The 26,585-nt window shown below is 36.9% G+C and carries 27 protein-coding genes; 12 read left to right on the top strand and 15 right to left on the bottom strand.

The window, feature by feature from the left end; all coding sequences use genetic code 11:
* The first annotated feature begins 159 nt into the window (after positions 1-159).
* The 6 genes from miaB to H4J69_RS07155 all read left to right on the top strand — a co-directional run bounded on the left by miaB (position 160) and on the right by H4J69_RS07155 (position 7,389).
* The gene (gene miaB, locus H4J69_RS07180) at positions 160-1,602 is read left to right on the top strand and encodes a tRNA (N6-isopentenyl adenosine(37)-C2)-methylthiotransferase MiaB (protein ID WP_182215480.1); all 1,443 of its coding nucleotides are present in this window, start codon (positions 160-162) and stop codon (positions 1,600-1,602) included.
* Positions 1,603-1,638: 36 nt separating this feature from the next.
* The gene (locus H4J69_RS07175) at positions 1,639-2,685 is read left to right on the top strand and encodes a PhoH family protein (RefSeq protein ID WP_182244530.1); all 1,047 of its coding nucleotides are present in this window, start codon (positions 1,639-1,641) and stop codon (positions 2,683-2,685) included.
* Positions 2,685-3,143, top strand: coding sequence for an rRNA maturation RNase YbeY (gene ybeY, locus H4J69_RS07170; protein ID WP_182215483.1), 459 nt, complete (start codon positions 2,685-2,687; stop codon positions 3,141-3,143). The genes H4J69_RS07175 and ybeY overlap by 1 nt, the downstream gene beginning before the upstream one ends.
* Positions 3,144-3,251: 108 nt before the next feature.
* Positions 3,252-4,127: an HlyC/CorC family transporter gene (locus tag H4J69_RS07165; RefSeq protein WP_070376146.1), complete on the top strand. Its 876-nt coding sequence runs from the start codon at positions 3,252-3,254 to the stop codon at positions 4,125-4,127.
* 5 nt (positions 4,128-4,132) lie between these two features.
* A complete protein-coding gene (gene lnt / locus H4J69_RS07160; RefSeq protein WP_182230472.1) occupies positions 4,133-5,701 on the top strand; it encodes an apolipoprotein N-acyltransferase in 1,569 nt (522 codons plus the stop codon).
* A gap of 26 nt (positions 5,702-5,727) precedes the next feature.
* Entirely contained in the window at positions 5,728-7,389 is a 1,662-nt protein-coding gene (locus H4J69_RS07155; RefSeq protein WP_182230471.1) for an amidohydrolase, read from the top strand.
* Positions 7,390-7,450: 61 nt separating this feature from the next.
* Here the strand turns inward: H4J69_RS07155 and H4J69_RS07150 are convergent, their stop codons facing one another.
* Together H4J69_RS07150 and H4J69_RS07145 are read right to left on the bottom strand one after the other, a co-directional pair.
* Positions 7,451-8,419: a diguanylate cyclase gene (locus H4J69_RS07150; RefSeq protein ID WP_182215488.1), complete on the bottom strand. Its 969-nt coding sequence runs from the start codon at positions 8,417-8,419 to the stop codon at positions 7,451-7,453.
* A gap of 2 nt (positions 8,420-8,421) precedes the next feature.
* A complete protein-coding gene (locus H4J69_RS07145) occupies positions 8,422-9,531 on the bottom strand; it encodes a response regulator (protein ID WP_182215489.1) in 1,110 nt (369 codons plus the stop codon).
* A 173-nt stretch (positions 9,532-9,704) separates the two neighbouring features.
* Here H4J69_RS07145 and tpx point away from each other — a divergent pair, with 173 nt between their 5' ends.
* A complete protein-coding gene (gene tpx, locus H4J69_RS07140) occupies positions 9,705-10,367 on the top strand; it encodes a thiol peroxidase (RefSeq protein WP_182230470.1) in 663 nt (220 codons plus the stop codon).
* A 295-nt stretch (positions 10,368-10,662) separates the two neighbouring features.
* Positions 10,663-11,154 carry an Hsp20 family protein gene (locus H4J69_RS07135; RefSeq protein WP_182230469.1) on the top strand — a complete coding sequence of 164 codons (492 nt, stop codon included), beginning with the start codon at positions 10,663-10,665 and terminating at the stop codon, positions 11,152-11,154.
* A 136-nt stretch (positions 11,155-11,290) separates the two neighbouring features.
* On the opposite strand, the gene H4J69_RS07130 is transcribed toward H4J69_RS07135, so the two are convergent.
* Genes H4J69_RS07130 through H4J69_RS07115 form a run of 4 tightly spaced genes read right to left on the bottom strand, consistent with a single transcriptional unit; the run spans position 11,291 to position 15,233 of the window.
* Positions 11,291-12,526 (bottom strand): ABC transporter permease, encoded by a 1,236-nt coding sequence (locus H4J69_RS07130; RefSeq protein ID WP_182230468.1) that lies wholly within the window; start codon positions 12,524-12,526, stop codon positions 11,291-11,293.
* The gene (locus H4J69_RS07125) at positions 12,519-13,259 is read right to left on the bottom strand and encodes an ABC transporter ATP-binding protein (RefSeq protein ID WP_310733593.1); all 741 of its coding nucleotides are present in this window, start codon (positions 13,257-13,259) and stop codon (positions 12,519-12,521) included. Before H4J69_RS07125 ends, H4J69_RS07130 begins: the two co-directional genes overlap by 8 nt.
* A gap of 33 nt (positions 13,260-13,292) precedes the next feature.
* Positions 13,293-14,498, bottom strand: coding sequence for an efflux RND transporter periplasmic adaptor subunit (locus tag H4J69_RS07120; protein ID WP_182215497.1), 1,206 nt, complete (start codon positions 14,496-14,498; stop codon positions 13,293-13,295).
* 15 nt (positions 14,499-14,513) lie between these two features.
* Positions 14,514-15,233, bottom strand: coding sequence for a YIP1 family protein (locus tag H4J69_RS07115; protein ID WP_182215500.1), 720 nt, complete (start codon positions 15,231-15,233; stop codon positions 14,514-14,516).
* A 312-nt stretch (positions 15,234-15,545) separates the two neighbouring features.
* Here H4J69_RS07115 and H4J69_RS07110 point away from each other — a divergent pair, with 312 nt between their 5' ends.
* The 3 genes from H4J69_RS07110 to H4J69_RS07100 all read left to right on the top strand — a co-directional run bounded on the left by H4J69_RS07110 (position 15,546) and on the right by H4J69_RS07100 (position 17,503).
* Complete coding sequence (locus H4J69_RS07110; protein ID WP_404842436.1) at positions 15,546-16,520, top strand: methylenetetrahydrofolate reductase; 975 nt, start codon at positions 15,546-15,548, stop codon at positions 16,518-16,520.
* 73 nt (positions 16,521-16,593) lie between these two features.
* Positions 16,594-17,298, top strand: a complete 705-nt coding sequence (locus H4J69_RS07105) for an ABC transporter substrate-binding protein (RefSeq protein WP_182218589.1) — start codon at positions 16,594-16,596, stop codon at positions 17,296-17,298.
* Positions 17,299-17,314: 16 nt separating this feature from the next.
* A complete protein-coding gene (locus H4J69_RS07100; protein ID WP_259367726.1) occupies positions 17,315-17,503 on the top strand; it encodes a hypothetical protein in 189 nt (62 codons plus the stop codon).
* Here the strand turns inward: H4J69_RS07100 and H4J69_RS07095 are convergent, their stop codons facing one another.
* The 3 genes from H4J69_RS07095 to H4J69_RS07085 are packed head-to-tail and all read right to left on the bottom strand — an operon-like array spanning position 17,504 to position 19,888.
* Positions 17,504-17,842: a HopJ type III effector protein gene (locus H4J69_RS07095; RefSeq protein ID WP_182222109.1), complete on the bottom strand. Its 339-nt coding sequence runs from the start codon at positions 17,840-17,842 to the stop codon at positions 17,504-17,506.
* A gap of 29 nt (positions 17,843-17,871) precedes the next feature.
* Positions 17,872-19,011, bottom strand: a complete 1,140-nt coding sequence (locus H4J69_RS07090) for an RNA polymerase sigma factor (protein WP_182244532.1) — start codon at positions 19,009-19,011, stop codon at positions 17,872-17,874.
* Position 19,012: 1 nt separating this feature from the next.
* Complete coding sequence (locus tag H4J69_RS07085; protein WP_182244533.1) at positions 19,013-19,888, bottom strand: alpha/beta fold hydrolase; 876 nt, start codon at positions 19,886-19,888, stop codon at positions 19,013-19,015.
* 197 nt (positions 19,889-20,085) lie between these two features.
* Here H4J69_RS07085 and H4J69_RS07080 point away from each other — a divergent pair, with 197 nt between their 5' ends.
* Positions 20,086-20,325 (top strand): hypothetical protein, encoded by a 240-nt coding sequence (locus tag H4J69_RS07080; RefSeq protein ID WP_182222105.1) that lies wholly within the window; start codon positions 20,086-20,088, stop codon positions 20,323-20,325.
* 260 nt (positions 20,326-20,585) lie between these two features.
* Here H4J69_RS07080 and H4J69_RS07075 read toward each other — a convergent pair whose 3' ends face one another.
* The 6 genes from H4J69_RS07075 to H4J69_RS07050 all read right to left on the bottom strand — a co-directional run bounded on the left by H4J69_RS07075 (position 20,586) and on the right by H4J69_RS07050 (position 26,385).
* A complete protein-coding gene (locus H4J69_RS07075) occupies positions 20,586-21,503 on the bottom strand; it encodes an ABC transporter permease (protein WP_182242981.1) in 918 nt (305 codons plus the stop codon).
* Positions 21,500-22,360 (bottom strand): ABC transporter ATP-binding protein, encoded by an 861-nt coding sequence (locus H4J69_RS07070; RefSeq protein ID WP_182244534.1) that lies wholly within the window; start codon positions 22,358-22,360, stop codon positions 21,500-21,502. Before H4J69_RS07070 ends, H4J69_RS07075 begins: the two co-directional genes overlap by 4 nt.
* Positions 22,357-22,713 carry a GntR family transcriptional regulator gene (locus H4J69_RS07065; RefSeq protein WP_182218583.1) on the bottom strand — a complete coding sequence of 119 codons (357 nt, stop codon included), beginning with the start codon at positions 22,711-22,713 and terminating at the stop codon, positions 22,357-22,359. Before H4J69_RS07065 ends, H4J69_RS07070 begins: the two co-directional genes overlap by 4 nt.
* A gap of 251 nt (positions 22,714-22,964) precedes the next feature.
* Complete coding sequence (locus H4J69_RS07060; RefSeq protein WP_070376128.1) at positions 22,965-23,354, bottom strand: acyl-CoA thioesterase; 390 nt, start codon at positions 23,352-23,354, stop codon at positions 22,965-22,967.
* 135 nt (positions 23,355-23,489) lie between these two features.
* Positions 23,490-24,968, bottom strand: a complete 1,479-nt coding sequence (locus H4J69_RS07055; protein ID WP_182244535.1) for a VCBS repeat-containing protein — start codon at positions 24,966-24,968, stop codon at positions 23,490-23,492.
* 532 nt (positions 24,969-25,500) lie between these two features.
* Positions 25,501-26,385: an alpha/beta hydrolase gene (locus H4J69_RS07050; protein ID WP_182222102.1), complete on the bottom strand. Its 885-nt coding sequence runs from the start codon at positions 26,383-26,385 to the stop codon at positions 25,501-25,503.
* Positions 26,386-26,585 lie beyond the last annotated feature (200 nt).

Genomic DNA, 26,585 nt, shown 5'->3' with positions numbered 1-26,585 from the left:
TGAGATCAGATAGACCCGCGCCACTTAAAGTTGAATCGGGTACTGGCGTCAAGCGTCAAGAAGGAGTAAAATATGCATCCTTAAATTGAACTAACTGCTAAGCAATAAATTTCATGTTAGTTTGTCTAAATTTTTAAATATTTAATGAGTGGAAAGTTAATGAGTAAAAAGCTATATATCAAAACTTGGGGTTGCCAAATGAACGAGTATGACTCGCAGAAAATGGCCGAATTATTAGATTCAACGCATGGTTTTGTATTGGCTGACGAAGCTGAAGATGCTGATGTCATCTTATTAAACACTTGTTCTATACGCGAAAAGGCACAAGAAAAGGTTTTTCATCAGCTAGGGCGTTGGAAACATCTAAAAGACAATAAACCCGGTTTATTAATTGGTGTTGGTGGCTGTGTTGCTTCTCAAGAAGGTGATGCTATTCGCCAGCGTGCGCCTTATGTTGATATGGTTTTTGGCCCACAAACATTGCACCGCCTACCTGAAATGATCCAACAAGTTACTGGTGATCATAATCCTGTTGTTGATGTTAGCTTTCCTGAAATTGAAAAGTTTGATCGTCTTCCTGAACCTAAAGCTGATGGCGCTAGCGCTTTTGTGTCGATTATGGAAGGCTGTAGTAAATACTGTACCTTCTGTGTTGTACCTTACACTCGTGGTGAAGAAGTCAGTCGTCCACTTGACGATGTATTATATGAAATAGCTCAACTTGCTGCACAAGGTGTACGTGAAGTTAATTTATTAGGACAAAATGTTAATGGCTATCGTGGTATTACGCACGATGATGAAATTTGTCGCTTTTCAGAATTATTGCGTTTGGTTGCTACTGTTGACGGCATTGACCGTATTCGCTATACGACATCACATCCGATTGAATTTACCGATGATATCATTGAGGTCTACAAAGACGTTCCTGAATTAGTGAGTCACCTACATTTACCGGTACAAAGTGGCTCAGATAGAATTTTAACGCAAATGAAACGTGGTCATACTGCATTAGAATATAAATCACAAATTCGAAAATTAAAGAAAGCACGTCCAGATATTTGCATGAGTTCAGATTTCATTATTGGTTTTCCTGGTGAGTCGGATGCTGACTTCCAAGCAACAATGGATTTAATTAAAGCGGTAGATTTCGATTTAAGCTTTAGTTTTATTTACAGTGCGCGCCCTGGTACACCGGCAGCAGATATGATTGATGATATTTCTGATATCACTAAAAAAGAACGTTTAAAAGTGCTTCAAGACCAAATTACTCATCAAGCATTACGTATTGCACGTCAAATGTTGAATACAGAACAACGTATTCTTGTTGAAGGTCCTTCAAAGAAAAATCCGATGGAATTACGCGGTAAAACAGAAAATAACCGCACGGTTAATTTTGTTGCTCCTCACACGGTTATTGGTCAATTTGTTGATATTAAAATTACTGATGTTTATGCTAACTCGCTGCGCGGTGAATTAGTGCGCGAAGAAAGTGAAATGGGCTTGCGCATTGCGTATTCTCCACAAGACATCCTAGCGAACAGTCATCATACTAGCAAAAGTAGTAACATCGACGAGTTAGGTGTTGGTAGTTTTACGCCTTAATAATTAAAACCTTAGCCTATAAAAACGGATATAAATTTGACTACAAGTATTAGCAAACAATTTGACTTAACACCGCTTGATAATAATCGCCTAGCGAATTTATGTGGTTCAATGGACGATAACTTAAAAACCATTGAACGTCGCCTTGGTGTTAAAATAAGTTACAGCAGCAATGAATTTAAAGTGATGGGTGAACCCGCAAATTGTGAAGCCGTCATTGTCTTGCTTAAGAATTTATATATTGAAACAGCAACCGTAAAAAATGAGCTAAAAGAAATCACAGAAAAAATGGTCCATCTTGCTATTTTAGACGCAAAAGTGCTTGAGCAAGAGCCCACTAAAGTTGATGTTGATTTCGACAAGTTAGTGACTATAAAAACCAAACGTGGTGTCGTCAAACCTCGTAATCCAAACCAGCAAAGTTATGTGCATAACATTATGAGTAATGACATTAGCTTTGGCGTTGGTGTTGCGGGTACGGGTAAAACCTATTTAGCCGTTGCTTGTGCTGTCGAAGCTCTTGAAAAACAAGAAGTTAGACGAATTCTGTTAACACGCCCAGCCGTTGAAGCGGGTGAAAAATTGGGATTCCTTCCAGGTGATTTATCACAAAAAGTGGATCCTTACCTGCGCCCTTTATACGACGCACTCTTTGAAATGCTGGGTTTTGAAAAAGTTGAAAAGCTTATCGAGCGCAATGTCATTGAGATTGCTCCTCTTGCCTATATGCGTGGCAGAACATTAAATGATGCTTTTATAATTCTTGATGAAAGTCAGAATACGACCGTAGAACAAATGAAAATGTTTTTAACCCGTATTGGCTTTAATGCCCGTGCTGTTATCACCGGCGATATTACCCAAGTAGATTTACCACGTGGTGCTAAATCAGGCTTACGTCACGCGATTGAAGTACTTGACGATATTCCTGGCATTAGTTTCAACTACTTTGAATCAAAAGATATTGTCCGCCACCCTGTTGTGGCTAGAATTGTTGATGCATATGATGCTTTTGAACAAAAAGAAAAACGTTTAAAAGATGAAAAAAGAAATAAAGCGGCACTTGATACTATGGATAATCAATAGTGGCAACACTACTCGATCTTCAACATGCTTGTGATGCCAAAAATTTACCCAGCAATGAACAGTTTCAATCTTGGGTAAATATCGCTTTAAATAATGATAAAACGGATTTTGAACTTACCATTCGTCTCGTTGACGTTAAAGAAAGCCAGTCTCTGAACTTACAGTATCGTGGAAAAGATAAACCGACCAATGTTTTATCATTTCCTTTTGAGGTACCAGCAGAAATTGAACTAGACTTACTCGGTGATTTAGTGATTTGTGCTGACATCGTCGCCCAAGAAGCCAATGAACAGCACAAAGACCTGCATAATCACTGGGCTCATATGGTGATTCATGGCTGCTTACACTTATTAGGTTACGATCATATTGATGAAGTTGAAGCCACAGAAATGGAAGCACTGGAAACAAAATTACTTAAAGCACTCGATATATCCGATCCTTATATTATAAATGAATAAATTTATCCTTTAGAATTCATAGATAAATAACCACTTACTACTTGAATTTACTTTCGATTGATTAGAAAATAAGCAACAAGTTAACCTTACAGGAAATAAATAAGCTCTATGAGCGATGACCACCCCCACTCTAGCAACGGCTCTGCAAATCGATCGATACTTGATAAAATAGTACAGGTCTTTACCGGAGAGCCCAAAAGTAAAGACGAATTGGTTGATGTATTAAATGACGCTGAAGACCGCGACTTAATTAAGCCAGAAACCAAGTTAATGATCCAAGGTGTATTAGAAGTTTCTGATATGCGAGTGCGTGATATTATGATCCCAAGATCGCAAATGGTCACGCTTGATATCAACGATCCGATTGAACATTCTTTACCGATCATCTTAGAGTCTGGTCACTCTAGATTTCCTGTTATTAACGACGACATTGATCACATTGAGGGAATTTTACTCGCTAAAGATCTGCTCGCTTACGGCTTTGGTCAACAAGAAGAATGCATCATAGCCAAAATAATTCGTCCATCGATTATTGTTCCAGAAAGTAAAAGAGTTGAACCGTTATTACAAGAGTTTCGTTCTCAGCGTTATCATATGGCAATTGTTGTTGATGAATATGGTGGCGTTTCTGGTGTTGTCACCATTGAAGATATTCTTGAATTAATTGTTGGTGAAATTGAAGATGAAACAGATGATGAAATTGAACTAGATATTAAGTATCTTGCCGGTAATGTTTATCAAGTTAAGGCATTAACAGAGCTCGATGACTTCAATGAATATTTTAATACTGAGTTTGATGGCAACGATGCCGATACTATTGGTGGCGTAGTTTTACATCAATTTGGCCATATGCCTAAAAAAGGTGAAATAATGACGATTGGTGATTTTGAATTTAAAGTCACCGCCGGCGATAATCGCCGTATCCAAAGCTTACATATTACGATTCCAAAAGACCATAAAATCAATGGAAAGATAGTCGACTAACCTCAATGGCGATCAAGACACTAGGCGCTCGCCTACTAAAACGACTACACGATAACTTATTTAATAAGCGTAACTGGCTCAGCTTCCTTGCTGGGCTCAGCTTAGTGCTCGCCTACGCTCCTTTTTCGCTATGGTGGCTGATGATTATTGTACTGCCGTTATTTCTCCATTCTATTAATGGTACTGATGTAAAGACAGCCACTAAACAAGGTTTCATCTTTGCTCTTGGTTGGTTTGGTAGCGGTATTAGTTGGGTGCATGTCAGTATTGATCAATTTGGTGGTTTACCACTATTTTTCTCACTGTTATTGATGGTGTTATTGTGTTGTTATTTGGCACTTTATCCAGCACTTGCTTGTTATTTATCAACGAAGTTTGCGCCAAAGAAAAAATTCTCTCTGTGGTTACTGCCACCCTGCTGGCTTATTTCAGAATATTTGCGTGCTAACGTCTTGACTGGTTTTCCCTGGCTTTCAATTGGCTATAGCCAAATCGATGGTCCACTAGCTAGTTTTGCACCACTGATTGGTGAAATAGGAATAAGTGCTTTGCTGCTGGTAATCAGTATTGCGGTTATTAATGTTGTAAATAACTGCTATCGCAAGACACATATAATCTTATTGATTGCTGTGTCTATCTCCGCTTATTTATTAACGCATGTTGCTTGGGTAACACCGACCAGCAAAACAATAACCGCTGCTTTAGTACAAGGTAATGTTGAACAATCAATGAAATGGCAGCCCGAAAAAGAGTGGCCCATCCAATTAAAATACCTAGATCACAGCCGAGAAAATTATGATGCTGACATTATTGTTTGGCCGGAGTCAGCAGTAACAGCATTAGAACCCGCTGCACAAGACTTTCTCAGCATGGCCGATAGATCTGCCGCACTCAATGATAGTGCTATTATTACCGGTATTTTAGATTACAAATATCAATCAAAAACCTATTTCAATTCACTGATTGTCATCGGTAAAAAAGAAAGTAACGACGATACTGGGCATTACCGTTATAACCATAGTAACCGCTATTATAAAAACCACCTGCTACCCATAGGTGAATTTGTGCCTTTTGGTGACATATTAAGAAAAATTGCGCCAATATTTAATTTACAATATTCTTCTTTCACCCGAGGTGACTATATTCAACCCAACCTTGTTGCTAAAGGCGTTCATCTATTACCGCTTATTTGTTTTGAAATTGCCTTTCCTGAGCAATTAGCCGCTAACTTTACCAACGAAACCGACATTTTACTCACGGTTAGTAATGATTCTTGGTTTGGCGATTCACATGGTCCACATCAACATTTAGACATTGCTCGCATGCGCGCTTTGGAATTTGGTCGACCACTGCTACGTGCCACCAACAATGGTGTAACCGCTATCGTTGATCACCAAGGAAATATTCAAGCCACACTGCCACAGTTTACTGACGCTGTGCTTAAAGCTGACCTTGAACTCGTCCAAGGAAAGACTTTTTATAGTCAATATTGGCAACTTATTCATTGGTTATTACCATTAATACTATTAATTTTATTTTTCTGCCTTTATCCTATGCTCAATAAAAAAACATAAAAAACAATAATACATAGGATTTATTTATGAAAGTATTGACTAAACACCTGTCCACTTTAACCTTATTTTTACTGACCTCTACCAGTTTAGCCTTCGCACAAACAACCATTATCACCAATGTTCAGGGCTATACTTTAGCTGACCAACAATTAAAGCAGTTTACGGCTATTCAATTTACCGATGATAAAATTGATAAACTTTTTATCGATGGTGAAGTATTACCTAAATCCGGTCAGATGACGGTTATCGATGGCCAGGGTAAAACACTACTTCCGGGCTTAATTGATGCTCATGGTCATATATTAAGTTACGGCTTAAGTTTGATGCAAGCAAATTTACTTGGCTCACTTTCAGAAGAATCAGCGGTAAAGAAAGCCGTAAATTATGCAAAGGCAAACCCAGATATTACTTGGGTACAAGGACAAGGCTGGAACCAAACTCAATGGGAAAACACCCAATTTCCAACAGCAAAATCGCTAGATAAACACTTTCCTAACAAACCAGTATTCTTACGACGTGTTGATGGACATGCGGGCTGGGCCAATACTAAAGCGATGGAGCTTGCTGGTATAACATCAGCGACACAAAGTCCAACGGGTGGCGATATAATTCGTGATGACTCTGGTCAGCCAACAGGAATTTTTATTGATAATGCCATGGATTTGATTACTAAAAGCATTGCCCCTTTGACCAAGCAAGAACAAAAATTAGTCTTAAAAAAAGCGCTTAATAAATTGGTCTCTTTTGGTTTAACCAGTGTTCATGATGCTGGTATTTTTACTGATAACCTTGAACTATTCAAAGAATTGAGCAATGAAAACGCCCTCCCTATGCGTGTCAACGCTATGTTGTATTTACCCTCTGAAAATTGGCAGGAAACACTCAAGCAAGGACCATTCACTAGCCGTGATAACATGCTTAATTTTAATAGTGTGAAAATTCAAGCCGATGGTGCTTTGGGTAGTCGTGGCGCCTCTTTAATTGCTGATTATTCAGACCATGCTGGTCATAAAGGTTTAATGTTACATGACAAAGAAAAGTTAACCTTGTATATGAATACTGCGATGAAGGCAGGTTTTCAGGTGAATACTCATGCCATTGGTGATAATGCTAATAAAGTGGTTCTAGATTTATATCAACACCAAATAAAAGCAACAAATACCGAAGCGCTTCGTCATAGAGTTGAACATGCGCAAATATTACAATTAAGTGATATTCCTCGCTTCGCTGAGCTCAACATTATCGCTTCAATGCAAGCTACACACGCAACTAGTGATAAAAACATGGCTGTTGACCGAATTGGTAAAGAACGTATTTTAGGTGCTTATGCATGGCGTAAATTGATGAATGCCAAGGCTATAATCGCTGCAGGCTCAGATTTCCCAGTGGAATCCCCTAATCCATTTTTTGGTTTACACTCTTCAGTCACCCGTCAAGATCATCAGAACCAACCGAAAAATGGCTGGTTCAGTGAAGAAAGTATGACACGCTTAGAAGCCTTACGAACTTTTACTATTGACGCGGCTTATGCAGCACACCAAGAAAATACTTTAGGTAGCTTAGAAAAAGGTAAAAAAGCTGACTTTATTTTATTAGAAGATAATTACTTTACAGAAAACCAACAAGATATCTGGAAGAATAAAGTCATAGCGACTTGGGTAAATGGAAAAAAAGTTTACGCTCATTAAAGTAAATATTTTATATAAAAAAAGCCCATAAGGGCTTTTTTTATGACTTATTTGTAACGAACTAAACTAGTTGCTTAGGGTGCAAGGCTATTTGATTACGGCCATTATCTTTTGCTCGGTACATAGCGGCATCAGCACACTCAATCCAAGCTTCATAACTTTCAATACTAATGTCTATTTCAGCAATCCCCATACTTACCGTATATTTAACATCAATGTCATTATATTTCACCACAGATTTTTCAATCTCTTCTCTTAATCGTTCAGCAAATACTTTACCATTATCTAATGATGTGTCCGCTAATAATATAACAAATTCCTCACCACCGTAGCGCCCCGAAACATCTGTTTCACGCACATGATGGCGAATAAGTCCTGAGATATGGCGAATAACTTCGTCACCAACGACATGGCCATAGGTATCGTTAACCACTTTAAAATGATCAATATCAATCATCACTAAGCAACTAGGGTTTTGACTACGGATCCAACGCTTGTATTCCGCTTGCAAGCAATGCTCCCAGTGCGTGTGATTAAACAGTTTTGTTAGGCCATCAGTTTGACTCAAAATAGCTAATTCTTTATTCGCCTTAACTAAGTCTTTTTTATGAGAAGCATTATCAGTCACATCATAAATAATGAGGCATAAATGAGTCACTATTCCTGTCGCTGACATCAAAGGAATAAAAGTAGTATTTTGATACATATAATCAGCCGCCCCTGTGATAGGACGATAATTTTGAAACTTAAACAAATAAGGACGTTGTTCCCAAATTGTAAAGGCTTTATTTTTTAGTAAAAAGACTGATTCAGCTTTGCGCTTAAACCATGCTTCAGGTATTTCATCAAACAAAGGGAATAGCACTTTATCTTTCACTTCACGGGGTAACAGACCGCTATGATTCTCCATAAAACCATTCCATATTTGCACTTTATAATCTCTATCTAGTACAACCAATCCTACATCGATGGTGTGTAACATTTCCATTAACCAATGTAATTCATTTATTTGTGATGTTTCTAATGACATAGTTAATCCAGTAAGTAAGAGATTTTATTATTGAGTGTACGCATAGACTCTTCGGTAAAGAGTAAGAGTAAATCACATTTGATTGAATAGTCTTCAATGCTATAACTAATTTCGATAGCTAAGGTACGCTTCCATTTTTTAGAGTTGGTCGCTATCAACTCAGATATTTTTTTATGTTGTCCTAAAACAACGGGGTGGCCTTGGCTAAAAGGCATATCTAATTGGGCAGAAACACCATTTAAACAAGCACCAATAAGTACATTGGCTAGATCCATTAATAATTCAAGCTCAGTACTTTCATCAACTTCATACTTATAATTCATTAATGAAGCAACATCTTTAAAACTTGAGTCATTTAAAATAAGTAGTGCTTCACCAGAAATACCTGCGCCAATAAATCCTTGGCAAATTCCCGAAGTACTTTCTTGTTCTTCTACATCAGAGAGCGCCATGCTCAGTTCACTAACTTCAATTAAATTAACATTAGGAATGGGGAGAACAACAAACACATCAAGTAAACGCGCTAATAAATCTCCTGCTTGTCCCATAGCGACGTTGGCTATTTCTTGGTAACAGTCTCGTAGTTCAGGGTCTAAGAAAAACGCTTCATCTGATTGTTCTCTTTCAATACTAACTGTCTCTGCCGCTTGTGTCAGTGGTGCCAACTCGCTATGTTTAGGAGCTGGGGCTATCACCGGCGGTTTTTCGATTTCAACGGGTAAAGGCTTTTCTTCTTCGCTGTCTTGGGTAAAAATACCGTAAGCCAATAATATTTCTGTTAGTTTGGTTTTATTGACTGGCTTTTGAATAAAGTCTAGAGCACCTAAGCTCGTAACACGTTGGTGTGCTTCTGGCTGTATATCGCCAGAAATTACAATCACCATAGTGTTTAAGTCTTCTTTAATAATAGTTTCAAGGACTTGGTAACCGTCCATCACTGGCATATTTAAATCAAGTAAAAGTACATCACCTTTACCAGCTTTTATTGCTTGAATGCCTTCTTCGCCGTTAGTAGCAAAGCTTATCTCGACATCCCAATCATCAGGTAAAGAACGTGCTACCTGCTTACGCGCCATATTTGAGTCATCACAAATTAACAAGGGTATTGACATATTTTCGTTATTCCTATTTTCAGATAATAGTTGTGGTGATGATTTTTCAACATTTTACTGTTTATCTATAAATAACAATAGATAATATTTGAAATAAAGCACTAAATAATGGCTATTTTTTATCGTCAAAGTTAACATCTCTTTATACAAAATTTTTAAGCGCGCTTAACATTATGAAATTTTCAACCGTATTTCTTACTTTTTCACTGATTTTAACTTTAAATAGCCTGAGCATTTTTGTGGCATCTGCAAAGCCACTTGATGAAGATAATTTACAACAAACAACTGACTTAGTTAAGGCAAATAACAAATTCATCACGCTATTAGGTACACAAGTTGATGTTGGTCAAAAAGCCCCTAATTTTAAAGTGGTTAATGCCAGCTTTGTGCCGGTAACTCTCGAAGCATTCTCAGGAAAAAACATTCTTATCTCTGTGGTACCAAGTTTAGACACCGGCGTCTGTGCCTTACAAACAAAACGTTTCAACGAAGAAATGGCTAAATTACCCCAAGACATTGTTGTGTTAACGATTAGCAATGATTTACCTTTTGCGCAAAAACGTTTTTGTGAAGCAGAAAGTATCGATAAAATAACGGTCTTATCTGATTCAGTGTGGCGCAACTTTGGTAGTAATTACGGCTTACTCATTAAAGATATGGGCTTATTAACACGAGCGATATTTATTATTGATTCATCAGGAATGATCGCTTACAAGGAAATTGTTGCTGATATTTCAAAGCACCCTAATTATGAATTAGCCCTTTCGACCATAAAAGCATTAAGCCCAAGTGAAACACTGGATATGGAAACGGTTCAAGAGAATAACGACAAATAATAAATCACAATATTTCAAAGACTTAAATTAAAATCAATTTTAATTTAAATTTAAAACTTGAAAAATAAAACATCGCGCCCATCTTTATTAATGTAGTCGCCACAAGCTAAACGGGACTACATTAACCGCCTGTTCAATATTGAAAGGCACCTTAAATCTCTGAGAATAATAATTTCAGCCTAGCTATATCGCGACTTTATGTTGGTTATAGTAAGCACAGAAATATTCAAAAGAGATCCCATATTGCTAATACCCTTACATCTCAATTATGGGTATAACTAATAGGATATGAATTATGCGTATACAAACAGATATCAGCCCACTTTACCGTTCATTTATTGGCTTTGAACACTTAGCGGGTTTAATTGAAAAAGCGTCTCGTACAGACAAGCAATCATCTTACCCCCCTTACAATGTAGAATTACTTGCCGAAGACCAATATCGTATTACTATGGCTATTGCTGGCTTTGCCGATGAAGATCTTGAAATTGAATCAAAAGAGAACACCTTAATCGTTACCGGTACCAAACCTGTCAACGATAATGGTTCACCAAGAAACTTTGTACATCAAGGTATTGCTGAGCGTAACTTCGAACGTAAATTTCAACTCGGTGAACATGTCAAAGTCATCGGTGCTTTTATGGAGCATGGTTTGCTGCATATAGATTTAGAGAGAGAAATACCTGAAGCGTTAAAACCAAGAAAAATTGCGATAAATGGTAAAAGTTTACTGCAAAAACGTCCCGTCTCTACGGTTAATAAATCAATATCAGGCAACGAAAGTTAACCTTTTTTGATTGATTGTGTTTATCCCTTATATTTTTTGCCCAGTCAATGACTGGGCTTTTTTTAATCAATTAAATATTGGCTTACTTTACTTAACCTCGAAGATAATTGGTCCTTACCATTAATACTCGCGTTAGTTATTCATAGCGTAGTGCGTCAATAGGGTCTAGGTTAGCGGCTTTCGCAGCAGGTATAATACCAAATAATAGCCCAACTCCCGCGCTAAAACCAAACGACAGCATTACCGCCCACAGCGGAACTTCTGCAGAGGGTAAGTCGATTAAATTACTCACTAATGCGCCAATACCATAGCCAATAGCTAAGCCAATTAGTCCTCCTAATAAACACAAGAACACCGCTTCAATTAGAAATTGTAGCAGTATGTCAACTCGCGTTGCGCCAAGCGCTTTTTGAATACCTATTTCGCGGGTGCGTTCAGTCACTGAAACCAGCATAATATTCATAATACCAATACCGCCTACCAATAATGAAATACCAACAACACCACTGAGCACCATAGTGGTACTTGAGGTAATACTATTGACGGTTTCAAGCATTTGCTCTGCGGTACTAATTTTAAAATCATCCGCTGTTTCTTTAGATATATTATGATTTCGACGCAGTAGATTTTGAATATGCTGCTTAATACTTTCAAGTTGATTTGCATCGTCCACTTGCAGCGAAATACTGATATCGGGTTCTTCAGCACCACCTAACAAAGCTCTTGTTGTTGTATAAGGCAACAGTATAAAGTCATCTTGATCAAAGCCAAAAAGTTTACCACGCTTTTCTAGCACGCCAATCACTTTAAACCACTCACCGCCAATCATAATATACTGACCAACAGCAGAACCTTTGATTTCAAGTTTGTCTATAATCGAGTCCCCTAACACGGCTACGCGGCGTCGAGACTTATCATCATTTATATTAAAAAAGCGCCCCGTTTCAGGAAAGATGCCATATAGAGATTGATAACTAGAGCCTGTACCGACAACGCGTGTTGCCGTTGACTCCCCTTTATACTGAACTACGCCATTTGGGCCTGTTGCGGCAACCGTTGGAGTGATATGGCTAATGCCTGAAACTTTATACTGTATTTCTAAAAAGTCACGGTAAGTTAATTTGGCAACTTTGCCTTGAAGACGTTCTTTTAGCGGCGTAAAAGCATTAATACTGACAACATTAGTGCCCATATCGTCGAACTGCGAAGTAATACTGCTGCTTAATCCTTGTACGACAGAGACAACAGCAATCACTGAGGCAACGCCAATAATAATACCTAAGGTTGTTAAAAAACTTCGAAAACCGTGAGCACGCACCGAATGTGCCGCTGAACGAGTACTCTCAACAATTTTAAAGAAAACACTAGACATTAGCACTCTCCTTTATCAGTTGCTGCTCTTTATAGTGCTGTTCAATATTTGGGTTTAATGAATCAGCAACTAAGCAGCCATCAGTTAAGCGTATAACTCGCTGACAACGATCGGCTATTTCCTGTTCATGGGTTACAATAATTAGGGTTTGGCCATCTTGGTGAAGCTCATCAAACAGTGCCATAATTTCCATTGTGGTTGCTGAATCTAAGTTCCCGGTAGGTTCATCTGCTAACAATATCGCAGGTTCAGTGACTAATGCCCGAGCGATAGCGACACGCTGACGTTGTCCACCAGACAACTGATTCGGTAAATGGTCAATGCGGTCCTTTAAACCGACCCGGGTTAAGGCTAGCTTAGCCTTTATACGGCGTTCTTTGATTGGCATGCCTCGATATATCAATGGTTGCATAACATTTTGTAAAGCACTTGATCTGGGTAATAAATTAAAACTTTGAAAAATAAAGCCAATTTCTAAATTTCTAATACCCGCCAGAGTTGTTTCATCAAGCTTAGCTACATCTCTGTCTTTAAGTTTATATTCACCACTTGTTGGATAATCTAAGCAGCCAAGAATATTCATCAAGGTCGATTTACCTGACCCCGACTGTCCGGTTATAGCAATAAAGTCATTATATTGAATATCCAAATCAAAATTATTGAGTGCATAAAACGCTTGATTACCCATTTTATAAAGGCGAGCGATATTTCTTAATGAAATAATTGGCGCTATCACTTTTTTTTCTTGAGAAATGTTAGACATCATTTATGCCTCTTTATCGATCACTTTCACCGACTGAGCATCTTTTAATTTACCAAGTGCTCTTGCGGGTCCAATGATCACTTTATCACCTACTTTTAGGCCTGAAGTAATTTCTTGTAAGCGATCATTTGAGATACCTAGCTCAACATTCTGCTTTACAGCCTTACCATCAATAAGCACAAATACGTGGTCAACATTATCTGCAAGCGCTTCGTTATCGCTTTCATCGTCTACTTGAACGTTCTTGCCCTGTGTAGCAAAAATGACTGACTCACTGGGTACCGCTATCGTTTTACTTTTACTCTGGGTATATATTTCGGCGCGACAACTCATACCAGGTCGAACGGCGATAGTATTTGAGTCAGACAATAATATTTTAACTTTGAAGCTTAAACCTTGTCGTCCTTGTGCGCGCTTAGCTGTGGTGGCAATGCTCTGAACTTGCCCCTTAAGCGCTTTATCAGGAAAGGCGACCGCAAAGATATCGGCTTGCTGTCCAACAAGAATATTTGCAATATCTGCTTCGTCGACCTCTACTTCAATGAGAATAGAAGAGGGATCAGCTAAAGTAATTAAATTTGATCCTGAAATATTTGTGCTGCCACTAATGGCTGTTTCGCCTTGTTTAATATCAACTGACGTCGCAATACCCTTTATAGGAGAACGAAAAACGGTTTTATCTAAACGCTCTTGTGCTTTATCAAGTGTAGCTTGCGCTTGCAGTAAAGATTCTTGACGAGAACGTAAATCAATTTTTGCTAATGCGTATTGATTGTCGATAAGTTCATAAGCGTCACGGTCAAGAATTTTTCGTTGATATAAGTCATGTTTGCGCTGCCATTGAGATTTTAAGTTTTCAATTTTCTTGCTTTGATGCTCGATGGCAATCTTTTGAATACGAACAAAAGCCGCTTGTTGCTCGACATCAGCACGGAAAGTGCGAGGTTCAAGGCGCATTAATACTTGCCCCTTAGTCACCTCATCACCTTCTTCTATTAACATTTCACTGACTTGGCCAATAACTTCAGAGCGTAACTGAACCTGCTCTTTATAAACTAAAGTGCCTGAGGCCAAAATTGAACGTTTAATGTTTTCAGCAGCCACTTGCTGAACCTTAACTTCAAGCGTCTGGGATTGACCCGTTTTTTTAAAGTAAGCTAAACTGACTAGCCCAATAATAACCACAATAATAATCAGTATTTTTTTCATAAAATCGTGCTCTTTTTAAGCGATAAACATTATGTATAAAGCCCAAGAAATAAAGATAAGTATTTGCGGAGCAGCAGCAATAAAAAATGCTTTTTGAGTGTTAATATTCAACCAAGAGCGCAGACCGATAGTGGTCACTGCAATCAGCCAAAATGAAAATAAGTTAATCGCTTCAAGCAGGCCAAACCAAGCATTGTTTGCCTCAACAGAAAATAATAAGCTATTAAAACTTGTTGGCTGCAAATCTTGCATTGACACCCTACCATCGCCAGCAAATACAATAACAAGTGCACTTAGCACGACAGAAATAATAGCAGGAAAACTTGCCCACCAAGTAAACGCAAACCATTGAGTAAATTTATACTCACTTGCCGCGCTGACTTTCGTCACTATGTGGTAATAGACGGCTGTCAGCATGTTAATAACCACAAAACCTAAAGAGCCACCAATAGCGGTTGTCCAAATCATGGTATCCTTTTGATAAAAACTTGCTACGGCTTTAAGCTCATCATCGGTCATCGGTTTTGACGCCGCAATTTGGTTAATCATTTGCTCTTTTAACCAAGTAAAATCAACAACACTAAAGTAATAGATAAATAACACAAAAGTAGAACTAGTCAGCAGAATAAAAGGTAACCATGACCAGCCTTTTTTTTCTTTAACCGTATCAAAAGCAACAAGGGGTGAAAGTATAGTATCCAAGCAAGCTTGAAAAGGGTTTGCAGACAATTTCATAATCTTCTCTTTTTAGTTTTTTTAGTTTTTTTATATACAGCAATAACTTGTTGAGTTCTATTGCCAACACTGTACAGCTAATTAAATATAGAGCTAACCTATCATTACGAAGTATTACGTCAACTCTTTTTGTAAACTATTTGTAAATTATTAATGATAACTTTGATAAGAAATAACTAAAATAAAAATGATTAATGCCATTTTTATTTTTTATTAACAATAAAATATAAATATCACAAAGATTTTTAGTGGCTAAAAAGGTATTATCATGACATCAGTTTTATCAAATTTACGGTATAGAATAAAGTGAACATAGGATCAGAATTAAGAGCTCGCTATAACGATAATACACGCGGCGTCTATTTTATTGGCACAACACCTCCTAAAAGTGATACACCCGCAGAGCAAATTGAAATTATTGCTAATAAGCTGCTTGAACGTGTCAGTGATATCGATTTTGATGGTTTGATTGTTTATGATATACAAGACGAAAATTCGCGTACCAATGTACCGCGTCCTTTTCCTTTTAAATCAACATTAGATCCCCGTTATTATTCATCATTACTGCAGAATCAATCTCAACGACCCGTGATCACTTATAAAAGTGTTATTCAGTCAAATAACGATGATTTTGATCAATGGGCAAATGAAGCTTGGCACACATATGGCATTCGTGACGTTGTTCTTGTTGGTAGCCCTTCGCAAAAAAACACGATTTCATTGCCACTTGCCAGTGCTTATAAAACCTTAGTTGATAATAAAAATGATTTCTTTATCGGTGGGATCACCATTGCAGAACGTCATGCAAATAAAGGTAATGAACATACTCGGTTGATAGAAAAACATCAACAGGGCTGCAATTTCTTTATTTCTCAAGCTATCTATAATCCACAAGCCACTATAGATATGTTGACGCGCTATGCGATTGAATGTCAGCAGCAAGGATTAAAGCCTCAGCGGATAATTTTAACATTTTCACCTTGTGGCAGTAAAAAAACACTCGAATTTATTGAATGGTTAGGTGTTAGTGTTCCTGAAGCGACTAGTCTACGTATTCTTAATGCGGAAAAACCACTATATGAATCTATTCGCATCTGTTTAAATACTTTACAACAAATACTCGATGCTGTTTTACCCTACGATTTACCATTAGGGTTAAATATTGAGAGTTTAACCAACCGTAAAGAAGAAATTGATGGCTCTATTTTATTATACAAATTACTGCGTTCAACCATGGAAAACTACCTGTCCAAACAAGAGCTCGAGCGATTAATTCATCAGAAGTAATAATTTAAGCACAAGCTATTATTTTTGTTATAATTGAGAGAGAAGAAAACCGAAACAACGAGTCTTTTATAGCATGAAGTGGATTTGTATTTTATTGTTTATCAGCTTAAGCGCTCAAGCAGAAACGATAAGGGTGGCACTTTCCTTCGATGGAAAGCCTCCTTATTCATTTGGTGAACAAGAGCATCGCGGTATTTATGTCGAAGTGTTTCAAGAGATATTTAAACTAACCCCTTATCAATTAGAGTTTGTTTATCTCTCTTCTGCACGAGTACGTTCTAGCTTTACCGACGGTAAAGTCGATATCGAATGTTGTCCTATTGGCGCGTGGCGAGCAAACGAAACGGCCATTTCTATCTATAGCCAACCGCTATTTAAAACTGAAGACGTTTATGTATTTCCGCAAGGAAAATTAAGAAATATAGGTCCGTTAGCAGATGAAACCATTGCAACGATCAACGGATTTGGCTACGCTTTTGATACCGTTTTCACCCGTTATGATGTTGAAAGTGAACTGAAATTATTAAAACTTATTGAAGGCAATAGGTTACCAGTCGGCATTGTCGATAGAACCATAGTTAACTACCTGAGTAGAAGTCATCAGTTAACCGTTGTCATAGGTCAAGTTCATGAACATTCCCTACGCCCGTTACGTATACATAAATCTAAAGCGCATATCGTGCCGATCATAAACCAAGCTATTAATAGCTTAATAAATAATGGAAAAATAAGTGCTATAGTCAGTAAATATACCAGCACGTTAAAAGAAGAAAATTAAGCCATTGAAATTAATTATGAAAACAGCGTTTGATAATTTAAGAAACAATCCGCTCCATCAATACCAAAGCGACACTAATGGCGAAAAACAAGTCATGAAAGTTTATTTTGGTGAGTCACTTATCGCCAAAATGATCAAACTAAAAAAATCTGTTCGATATTTTGGCGTAAAAGGTTACGAACAATACCTAATAGAAGAGGCATAATTACGAAAGCGCAACACCAAAAAAATTAATACCTTGCCAGCCCTGCTTAATGAAGTTTCTAATATTTCCGTGATCTGTCCCCGCAGAATTCAACATAACATCCTCGCGGTAATAATGACCAAAACACGCCAATGTTGCTTCTTTAGATAGCCCCTGTAATTGTGCAAAAGCAAAAATTTTACATGAACCTTCATTCGTGCCTGACAGATTAGTTAATTCACCATTTTCAAATGCACATGGCTGATAATGGTAATTAGCAGAAATAACCGCCATCACTTCATTAAATTCAATCAGTTCTGGGGTAGCATTTACCTTTTCAAGTAACTCATTTAATTGCATAGTGTTCCTATTTAAATCTATATTTTTTATTACCAAAAAGTCGCAAAACGGCCGCTATTGTATAAACCAACAAGTAAACCTGAACCACCCCCCAAGAAGCCCATTATCAAGCCGAACTGGCACCATAACTTATCTTTTTTTGATTGCTTAATCAAATCAGTGTCACTTAATTCTGTTGTAGCAATCGAAAGCCCCACGAGTGTGTTCACTTGTTGAGTTGAACGATAAATAAAATAAAATAATGTTATAAAACATAAACAAGGCATACCCCAACCTTCTGTGAATTCATAACTTAACGTGAAAAAAATACCACTGAGGAACAATTGAAAAGCTGTTTTATTACGTAACACCTTAAGCTGAGCTTTTTGTTTTTCATCTACCATCTTTTCAATGACTTTGGACATACCAATATAACTTGCCACCATACCGAGTAAAGCGCCTATCATTGCGCCTCCTAAAGCCAATAGTACTTTTACTAACCAATGGCTTTGACTACTCACAATACTTTTCGTGACAACAGCTGCAGCAACAGGTGAACTCACTGAAAGTCCTGATAAAACTAACGCCGTTAAACCTAACGGGCTCGTTGATAAAATAACTTTGCCATAACGTGCTAAGACTTGTTCTTTTATTAATGCTCGTACGCGGCTTAAACGTTTTCTAACCGTCGCTTCGTTTAAACCTAATAGCAGAGCTACACACTGGCTACTTTGCTGCTCTCTGTAATATAACAAAACAATTTCTCGACTCTCGTCGGGTAGCTCTGCTAATAGCGTTTGAATTAAAGTATTTTGTTCTTCGCGCAGTAAACTTGCATCGCCCGAATGACTTGGGTCAACAAGTGTGGCAAGTAAAATATCGGTTTCATCACCTTTTACGTTACGGTTAACCTTTTCGCCTCTTATATGATTTAACGCGGTGTAACGGGTGATTTGTCGAACCCAAGGTAAAAAGCTTATATTCTCTTTAAGTTGGTTGATTTCTCGCCATACTTTAATGAAAACTTTTTGGCTCACATCTTCACTGCTATCGAGATCTTTGGTAATAGCTAAAGCAATAGCGCCTACGGTATTTGTTAGTTGTTCAATTAAACGGGTAAAGGCGAGTTGATCCCCCGATTTTGCTAGTGCGATATCAGGAAGTAATTGTTGCTCATCAGTAAATAGCATTTTATAACACCCCCTGTAAGAATATATCTGTTTGTGCCATTAACCATTTATTATCATCCCACATAATAAAATGTCGAGCATCAATGTTGGTAATTAAATGGGCATTAGGCACATTTTCTATTTGTTGTTGATATAACACGGTAGCAAATCGTCGAGATTCTTCATCGGTAAATGCACCTTGCGCAGCAATAAGCAGTAAGGGCGTTTTCACTTGCTTTAATGGCTCTCGTAAATCATTGAGTAATAAAAAATGCAAAGCTGAAGCCACTGTTTTTTGATCAGACACTTTTGCCATAGCAATAACCGCTTGCTGATTTTCTATTGATGTGGCTTGAATAGCAATGGTTTGTTTAGTCATATCAGCCATTTGCTGAGTCGTTGCTTGTTGATACATACTTCGAATGTAGTCAGCTTGTCGTCGCATATCTTTTGGTATAGTCGCAGGTGTTTTTGTAAATATTGGCGCAATATAAGGTAAGCCGTCGACCGCAATAATGGCAGAAAATAATGCCTCATTTTTTATCGCTAAACTATAAGATAAAAAAGCCCCTAAGCTATGCCCTATTAATACTGATTTTTGTAATTGATGTTTTTGTATGTAGCTCAATAATTCAGATTTTACCGCGGGTATAATATTATCTGCACTAGGGCATGGGGCTGTCGTTGCAAATCCTGCAATACTCACCGTATGCACCTGATAATTTTTTGCTAGATATTCTTCACTTTTCTGCCAAATCTCGCCGTTACTCATTAGTCCTGGAATTAAAATTATCGGTTGTCCTTCACCGTGCACCTCAACACTAATGCAACTTTCAGCTTTGGTATTCAGGCTTATCGAAATCACGAGTACGGTTAATATTATATGTACTATATTCATCATTTTTCCTTGTTGTAATCGATAGGAAGACAGAAACTTCCTATTTCATTACCAAGACACCATCACTTTTTATTTCGTGACATTTTTTTAAATTAACTTTCGAAACCTCATGTAACATTTGTAATTAATTTGGCTATAGAGTGAATAAGATAACTTTGCTAAGCTAATTAATATTGAACAAAGAAGAGAAATAAAGCATGAAGATATTTCAAAATAAAGAAGTGCAAGGTTTGTGCTTATGTCTTGCCGTAATGGGGTTAACCTATACACTGTTATTAATGGTTTTAATTTTATTTACGGGTATTAAGTTATATAAAACAGTGATTATTGTTATCACGCTTTCAAGTATACTTTTTACACTAGGGCTCAATAAGCAGGTTAAAAATCGCTTAAAGCTACAAGTTGAAGGTTTTTTTGCAAAAATAGTTACCGCTTAATTTATCTTTATCACGCTATAGTATCAACTATAGCGTATCTAGTTTTCAGCAAGAATAACCGACTCCTTACCTGTTCACACATTAATAATTTATTCTGCTACATTCAGAATAGAACTGCCTCAAGTATATTTAACAACAAATAATAACTCATCTTTATTCTGGTTAATTAATTTAACCCATAAAAAAAACTGCATCATTCACATATTGAATATGTTGGTGATGCAGATTTAAATAATAAAGATTAATGTTCTGTAATTGAGTTACACCTCAGCTTTATTCTTTCTTAACCAATATGTGCCATAAAGTAATGAAATACCCACTAATACACTTCCTATATTTAATTTAGTAATAAGTGCTTGCAATGGTACCGTTCTGGCAAAATTTTCTTGCCCTTGCACAGATTCAACAAATTGTGATGAAAGTGAGAAATACTCAAGTAATAAGCCACCTATATAGAATTGCGATAAATGGAAGTAGTGCACGACAAAGCCTTCCACTAATAAAACAACGGCGACAGGTAATATTGCCCATAAAAATGGTGCTTTCTTCGCATACATAGACGCTAACATTAACCATGCAAACAAAGGTAACATCCAAATAGCAAGAGGGATAAGGTGTAACCAAATAAGTGATACTCCACTTAAAATATCAGCTTCAACCCACAATGCCCATAAGCTAGCATCGTAACCAACCGACAATATAATGCAAACTAAAAACGCTAACAAAAGAATCAAGCACAAAGTAGCGGTTGCGGCGCCTAAAAATATAGCTGGAATTGCCAAGGCTCCGGTAATTAATTTGGCAATAATTGCTGTGACATCAGAAACAGGTAACGAGCGCCAAAACATAATAGATAAATCTCTGCGTTCATCAAATAGACATACAGTAAAATAATAAAGCTGAATGATTAACGCCACCACTAAAAAGGGTGCAAATAAAGAAAGAGCCATTACAAAGAATAACTTAGGAATCATTGGTGCATGCTCAGCAGAAAAAAACTGTTCAGGGAATGTCGTTAAAAACTGAAATAAGTCACTAAAACTTTCATTACTTTGCATAAAAATAGCGAGAGGCATCACGATGACCAAAGCAGCGATAACCATGGGCACCCATTTTAGAATATTGCTAAATTCCCATAATTCTTTTTTAATTGAAGTTGTTAATACTTTCGTGTTCATGAACATATCTCCTTGGTCATCACGCCAACAAAAATGTCAGCTAAACTCGGTACGCTTATTTTACCCAACGCTTGTAAGTCCTCATTTTTTTGATTGTCAAAAAGCATGGTCGTTAACCCCATTAAACTATTTGAAAAGAGCGGTTTAAATTGCTTTGCTTGCTCGATATTGTCCTGAGTTACGGTTAACAATGTAAAACGTTCACGAATATTTTCAGTGCTTTCAGCTATAACAATTTTACCTTCTTGAATAAAGGCAACATCTGTTAAAATATGCTCAATTTCTTCAATCTGATGCGTAGTTATAAGAATACATTTATCTTCCGTATAAAAGTCCTCTAATAAGTGCGTATAAAACTGTCTACGGGTTAAAATATCTAACCCCAACGTTGGTTCATCTAAAACAAGCACTTTAGCGTCTATAGCTAACACTAAAGATAAATGTAACTGAGTAACCATTCCTTTAGACAAAGCCTTCACTTTATCATTCATATCGATATTAGTTTTTGCCAGAAATGTACGTGCTTTTTCAATATCGAAATTAGGATGAACATCATTCATGTAGCTTAATGCTTGAGTAACTTTTAACCATTTAGGCAATATAGCGACATCTGAAATATAGGCGACATCGTTAAGCATCTTTTCACGGTCTTTTCTTGGATGATGGCCAAGAACATTAATGTCACCTTCAAAATCAATTAAACCTAGCAACGATTGAAGACATGTGGTTTTACCCGCACCATTAGGACCAACTAAACCAACAATTTGTCCTTTATGAATACTTAAGCTCACATCAGACACAACATGTTTCTTACCGTAAGATTTGTTTAAACCCGTTATAGAAATTAATTCATTCATAACTTATCTCCTGTTAGCAACTGCTCAGCAGAAAGTTTTAATCGCGTTATTTGTTTTAATATTTCTGGCCATTGCTGAACCAAGAAAGTTTCGCGCTCTCGATCAAGCATTAGCTCTTGCGCTCCTGATTTAACAAATAAACCTTTTCCACGCTGTTTTTCTACAACTTGTTCATCCTGTAACATTTGATACGCCTTAGAAATAGTAATTGGATTCACTTGATATTCTGCAGCCACTTTTCGGACTGATGGCAATGCTTCGCCTTCTTTGATATAACCATCGAGAATACGAGCAACAACTTGCTGGTATAACTGTAGGTATATCGGTTTTTCATTATCCCACTGAGGTGTCATAATATTTCCTAACGGTAGTTATGCTTAAGTTCTGTTATTTATGTTTAAATAAAAACAATATAGGTGTTATACACCACCAACACACTAACACACAAGAAAAATATCTAGATAAAATAATCTACATATGTAAATAAATATTTCAAAATGATTCTTTAGCGGAGTAAAATCAATAAAAAAACTAAAAAAATCAACAGGAAATGTTGATTTTTTATGACAGGGATATTTTTGATGAGAATCTAAACTGGCGTGATTTATTCGGCTTCTTGAGCTTGTAAAGCTAGTAAGGTTTTTCCATGTGGGATAGGTGCTTTAGTTTCAGGGTCGACTTGTACAAAGACAATATCATCAGCTAAACAGATGGTCTTTTTAGTAATTTTATTACGCATTAAACAAGTGATTGTTATTGACGTTTTCCCCACACTTTTGGTTGATAATCCAAACTCAACTACATCACCCTGCACGGCTGGTGATTCAAAATTTATCGCACCAATATGTTTAGTCACTAAGCAGTTAGTCTCTAATTGACAAATAGCAAAAATAGCAGCCTCTTCATCAATCCAGGCTAATGCGCGGCCACCAAAAAGTGAGTTTGCATAGTTTAAATCATTAGGAAGAACCAATCTACGGGATAAAAAGCGCATAATGTGACCTTAAAAATTGTCATGATGTTATTCATAGCACCATGACATTGCTAAAAAAGAGGGAAGGCTTTTGATTTGCTTGCAGCAAAGAACATCGGCATTCACCCGTGATAGTATAGCGAACTTTAGTGTTAATTAACTCGCTGATAACCATAATGTCAGTTTATTTTCGCCCACTTCTTTCTCTTCATCTTCATCATAGTGGGTGCCATATAAAAAGAGGATGTCTGCTTTACCATCATTATTAAAATCTTTAATTTCAGTGCGGACACTTTTAGGTAAGGAAATTTCATAATCAGCGCCACGTTTAGCAAATAAACGTTTGCCTTTAGCCCCCGAGTAGATGGTAAATTCTTTATCATCAGTTTTAAGGATCAAGTCATTAATGCCATCACCATTAAAGTCGCTAACATCGGTTAGTGCCTCACCGTCACTGCCAGAATTAATTGCTATTTCAACTTCATTTTCATAAACAGGCTTTTTTACATACTTACCGTTTTTTTCCAACTTATAGAAGCGTAAATCCATATCTATAGCACCAGACATTGCCGACATCATAGTACCTATGCCCATTTCAACACTTAAGGTGTAATAATCTTTCAAGCCATCACCATCAACATCTTTAAACTTTATCATACCTTCACCATCAAAAGTCGCATGACCATCAGCTTCCTTTTTGTACTGCATCAGACCATTTTCTATGAACCCATAACGTATCATCAGGTGATTAGTTCTAGACATCATGCCTTCTCGTACTGACTCTTTGGTGACAATATCAACGAGGCCATCACCATTTATATCTTCAATGGTTTCAAGCTTTACAGAAGCACTTTTTTCACCTTGCTGTTTTTTTATCTTAGAATTCTTATTTTCTAAATGTGCATTTAAGTTAATAACCATGGGATTATGATCAAATAACTGAGTAGGTGTTTGAGCAAAGACCATCAATTGATCATCAATTTGGAAGGCGATATCTTTTTTGTCATCGTGATTAAAGTCAGCATGGTAAAAATTTTGTGGGGTAAATGACAGACCACGCCCTGACTTTTCAATACGAGGTGATATAGCAAAGGATTGCTGAGTAAATGCTCCCGTAGCGTTTTGCAAATATATATGAGTTGTATCTAAACTATGAGTAATAAAATCGCTTAGGCCATCCTGATTAAAATCGTGGACAAAATCACCAAAGTTTACCTCAAAAATGCCTTGGTACTTGTATAAGGTATCAACGTCTATCAATTTACTGATGGTTTTATCTTCTAGATTGTAAGACATCACCGCATTAGTTGTTAAGTAAACAATCACTTCGCCTACTTGCTTCGCCAATGTTGCTTGATTAAAGAACTGTGCGTTTTCTGGAATATCAATAATCTGTGCTTGTTCAACTAATCCACTCTCACTGATACAGGGATAATAACTAAAGCGGTTATCATCATGAATAAGTAGATCAACATCACCATCTTTCTCATTTAGATACAGCAACTTCCCTGTTATTTTGTGCTGCGAGCTTTGCTGAGATTTATTAAAATTTAATTCATTAGCTTTTGCTAGAAGTAGAGGAGAAGCTAAAGTCGTTAATAATAAAACCATCGTTATTGTTGCTATCTTTGACATAATAATCCTTTGGTGTCTGATTTCTTGCTAGCCTTTATGCCCATCTAAGTGAACACAAAGATATTGAACTAATATTGATTACAAATAATTAACATAGTTCAAATTTAATAGCATTATCCTCTAATACCAAGTAATAAATGGTAACAATGGCTGTTTTTACAAAGTTGAGCTGCCTGACCTATCATTGAATAAGGATGAGTTGTGCTTGTCGTTATGTTGATTTTATCTTTTACTAGGGTTATTAAACAAAGTATTCATCTAGGATTAATCCTAGATAAATACCTACAACAAGGTTATTCATTGATAACACCTTCATGTTTACGCATCACATCATTTTATGTTGTCGGTAGGAAGGTTAGAGGAATAGCTTTTACCCTTGCAGCATTCAGTAAAGGCGATTGCAGCAACTTTTTAAGTACTAAAGTATAGGCTAAATATCTACACTGAATTAATAACATTATTGACTTAATAAGGTATCGGATAAAAGGTTATCTGTATAACCACTTAAAAAACGACCTAACGGTTCGGTAAGTCAGTGAGATTTTAACCATTTTACTAACTGTGGATAGTGATCAATTCTAGCATTAGGATGAGTAAGAATATTAATGTGATCGTAATTTTGCATATTCCCTGAAGATTTTGACAACAAAGTAAATTTCGCTTTCGGATTATATTCTTGAATGAAAATATTTACATCGCTGGCATGTCCTAACACTTTATCTTTACTACCAGTAAAGTGCCATGTTGGAGGCCAATCAATTGACTTAGCTGCTTGAAAGTAATCAAAACCATCTGTCGTATCATGCCAAGCACTTTTTTTAACCCAAGCGACGCTATCGGCTAACGATTGTTCGGTTTCATTATCAGAGCCAATACCATGCTTTTTAGCATCTAAAAATCCTTTGTTCCTTGCCAATTTAGGGGCGACATTATTCCAAACAATATCCACCTTAAACATTTTTTCTAAACTTTTTACCGTCACCATGCGCTTGGTACCAAAACAAGTTTTACTACGAATACGTTCAATTATTTTAGGAAATCTGGCCAACGTACTCGCCAATAAAACCCCTCCCCAGGAATGTGCAACAAGATGAATTTTTTGTTGTGTGACTTGAAAAATGTAATTTATAAAATGTGGAATATCTTCAGTGATCGCTTCAAATTGACCATGTACAGCATGTTTATCAATACGAGGCGTGCTTTCACCACGGCCACGTAAATCGGCGACATAAACATCAAAGCCCTGCTCTGCTAAGTAGCATGCTAGACCTTTACCTTTTTTAGTATAAAAAATAAGGCCATTTTCAATAGCACCATGTAACATAAAAATAGGCGTACCGCCCTTTTGTTGCCAAATATGCCTTAAATGAAGTTGATGATCTCCATGAGATAAAAATAAAGATTCTTGATTTGTCATAGGATTATTAAAATATTCGTGAATAGAAGAAAACAAAGGTCAGACCAGTTAACAATCAGCATACGGTGTTGGATACTGTTGAGCAACAAAAATAACTTAAGACTTGGATTACTGGCAAGATCCCAACCATAAGACTAGACAGTCGATAAAAAAGTCAATAACCTACTCACATTTACAATATTATTGCCGTTAAGCATCAT

Origin of the sequence: Colwellia sp. BRX10-9, assembly GCF_014077405.1 — a bacterium.
Taxonomy (GTDB): domain Bacteria; phylum Pseudomonadota; class Gammaproteobacteria; order Enterobacterales; family Alteromonadaceae; genus Colwellia_A.
The sequence above is the reverse complement of the archived record's forward strand: the minus strand, read 5'-3'. Positions and strand labels throughout refer to the sequence as shown.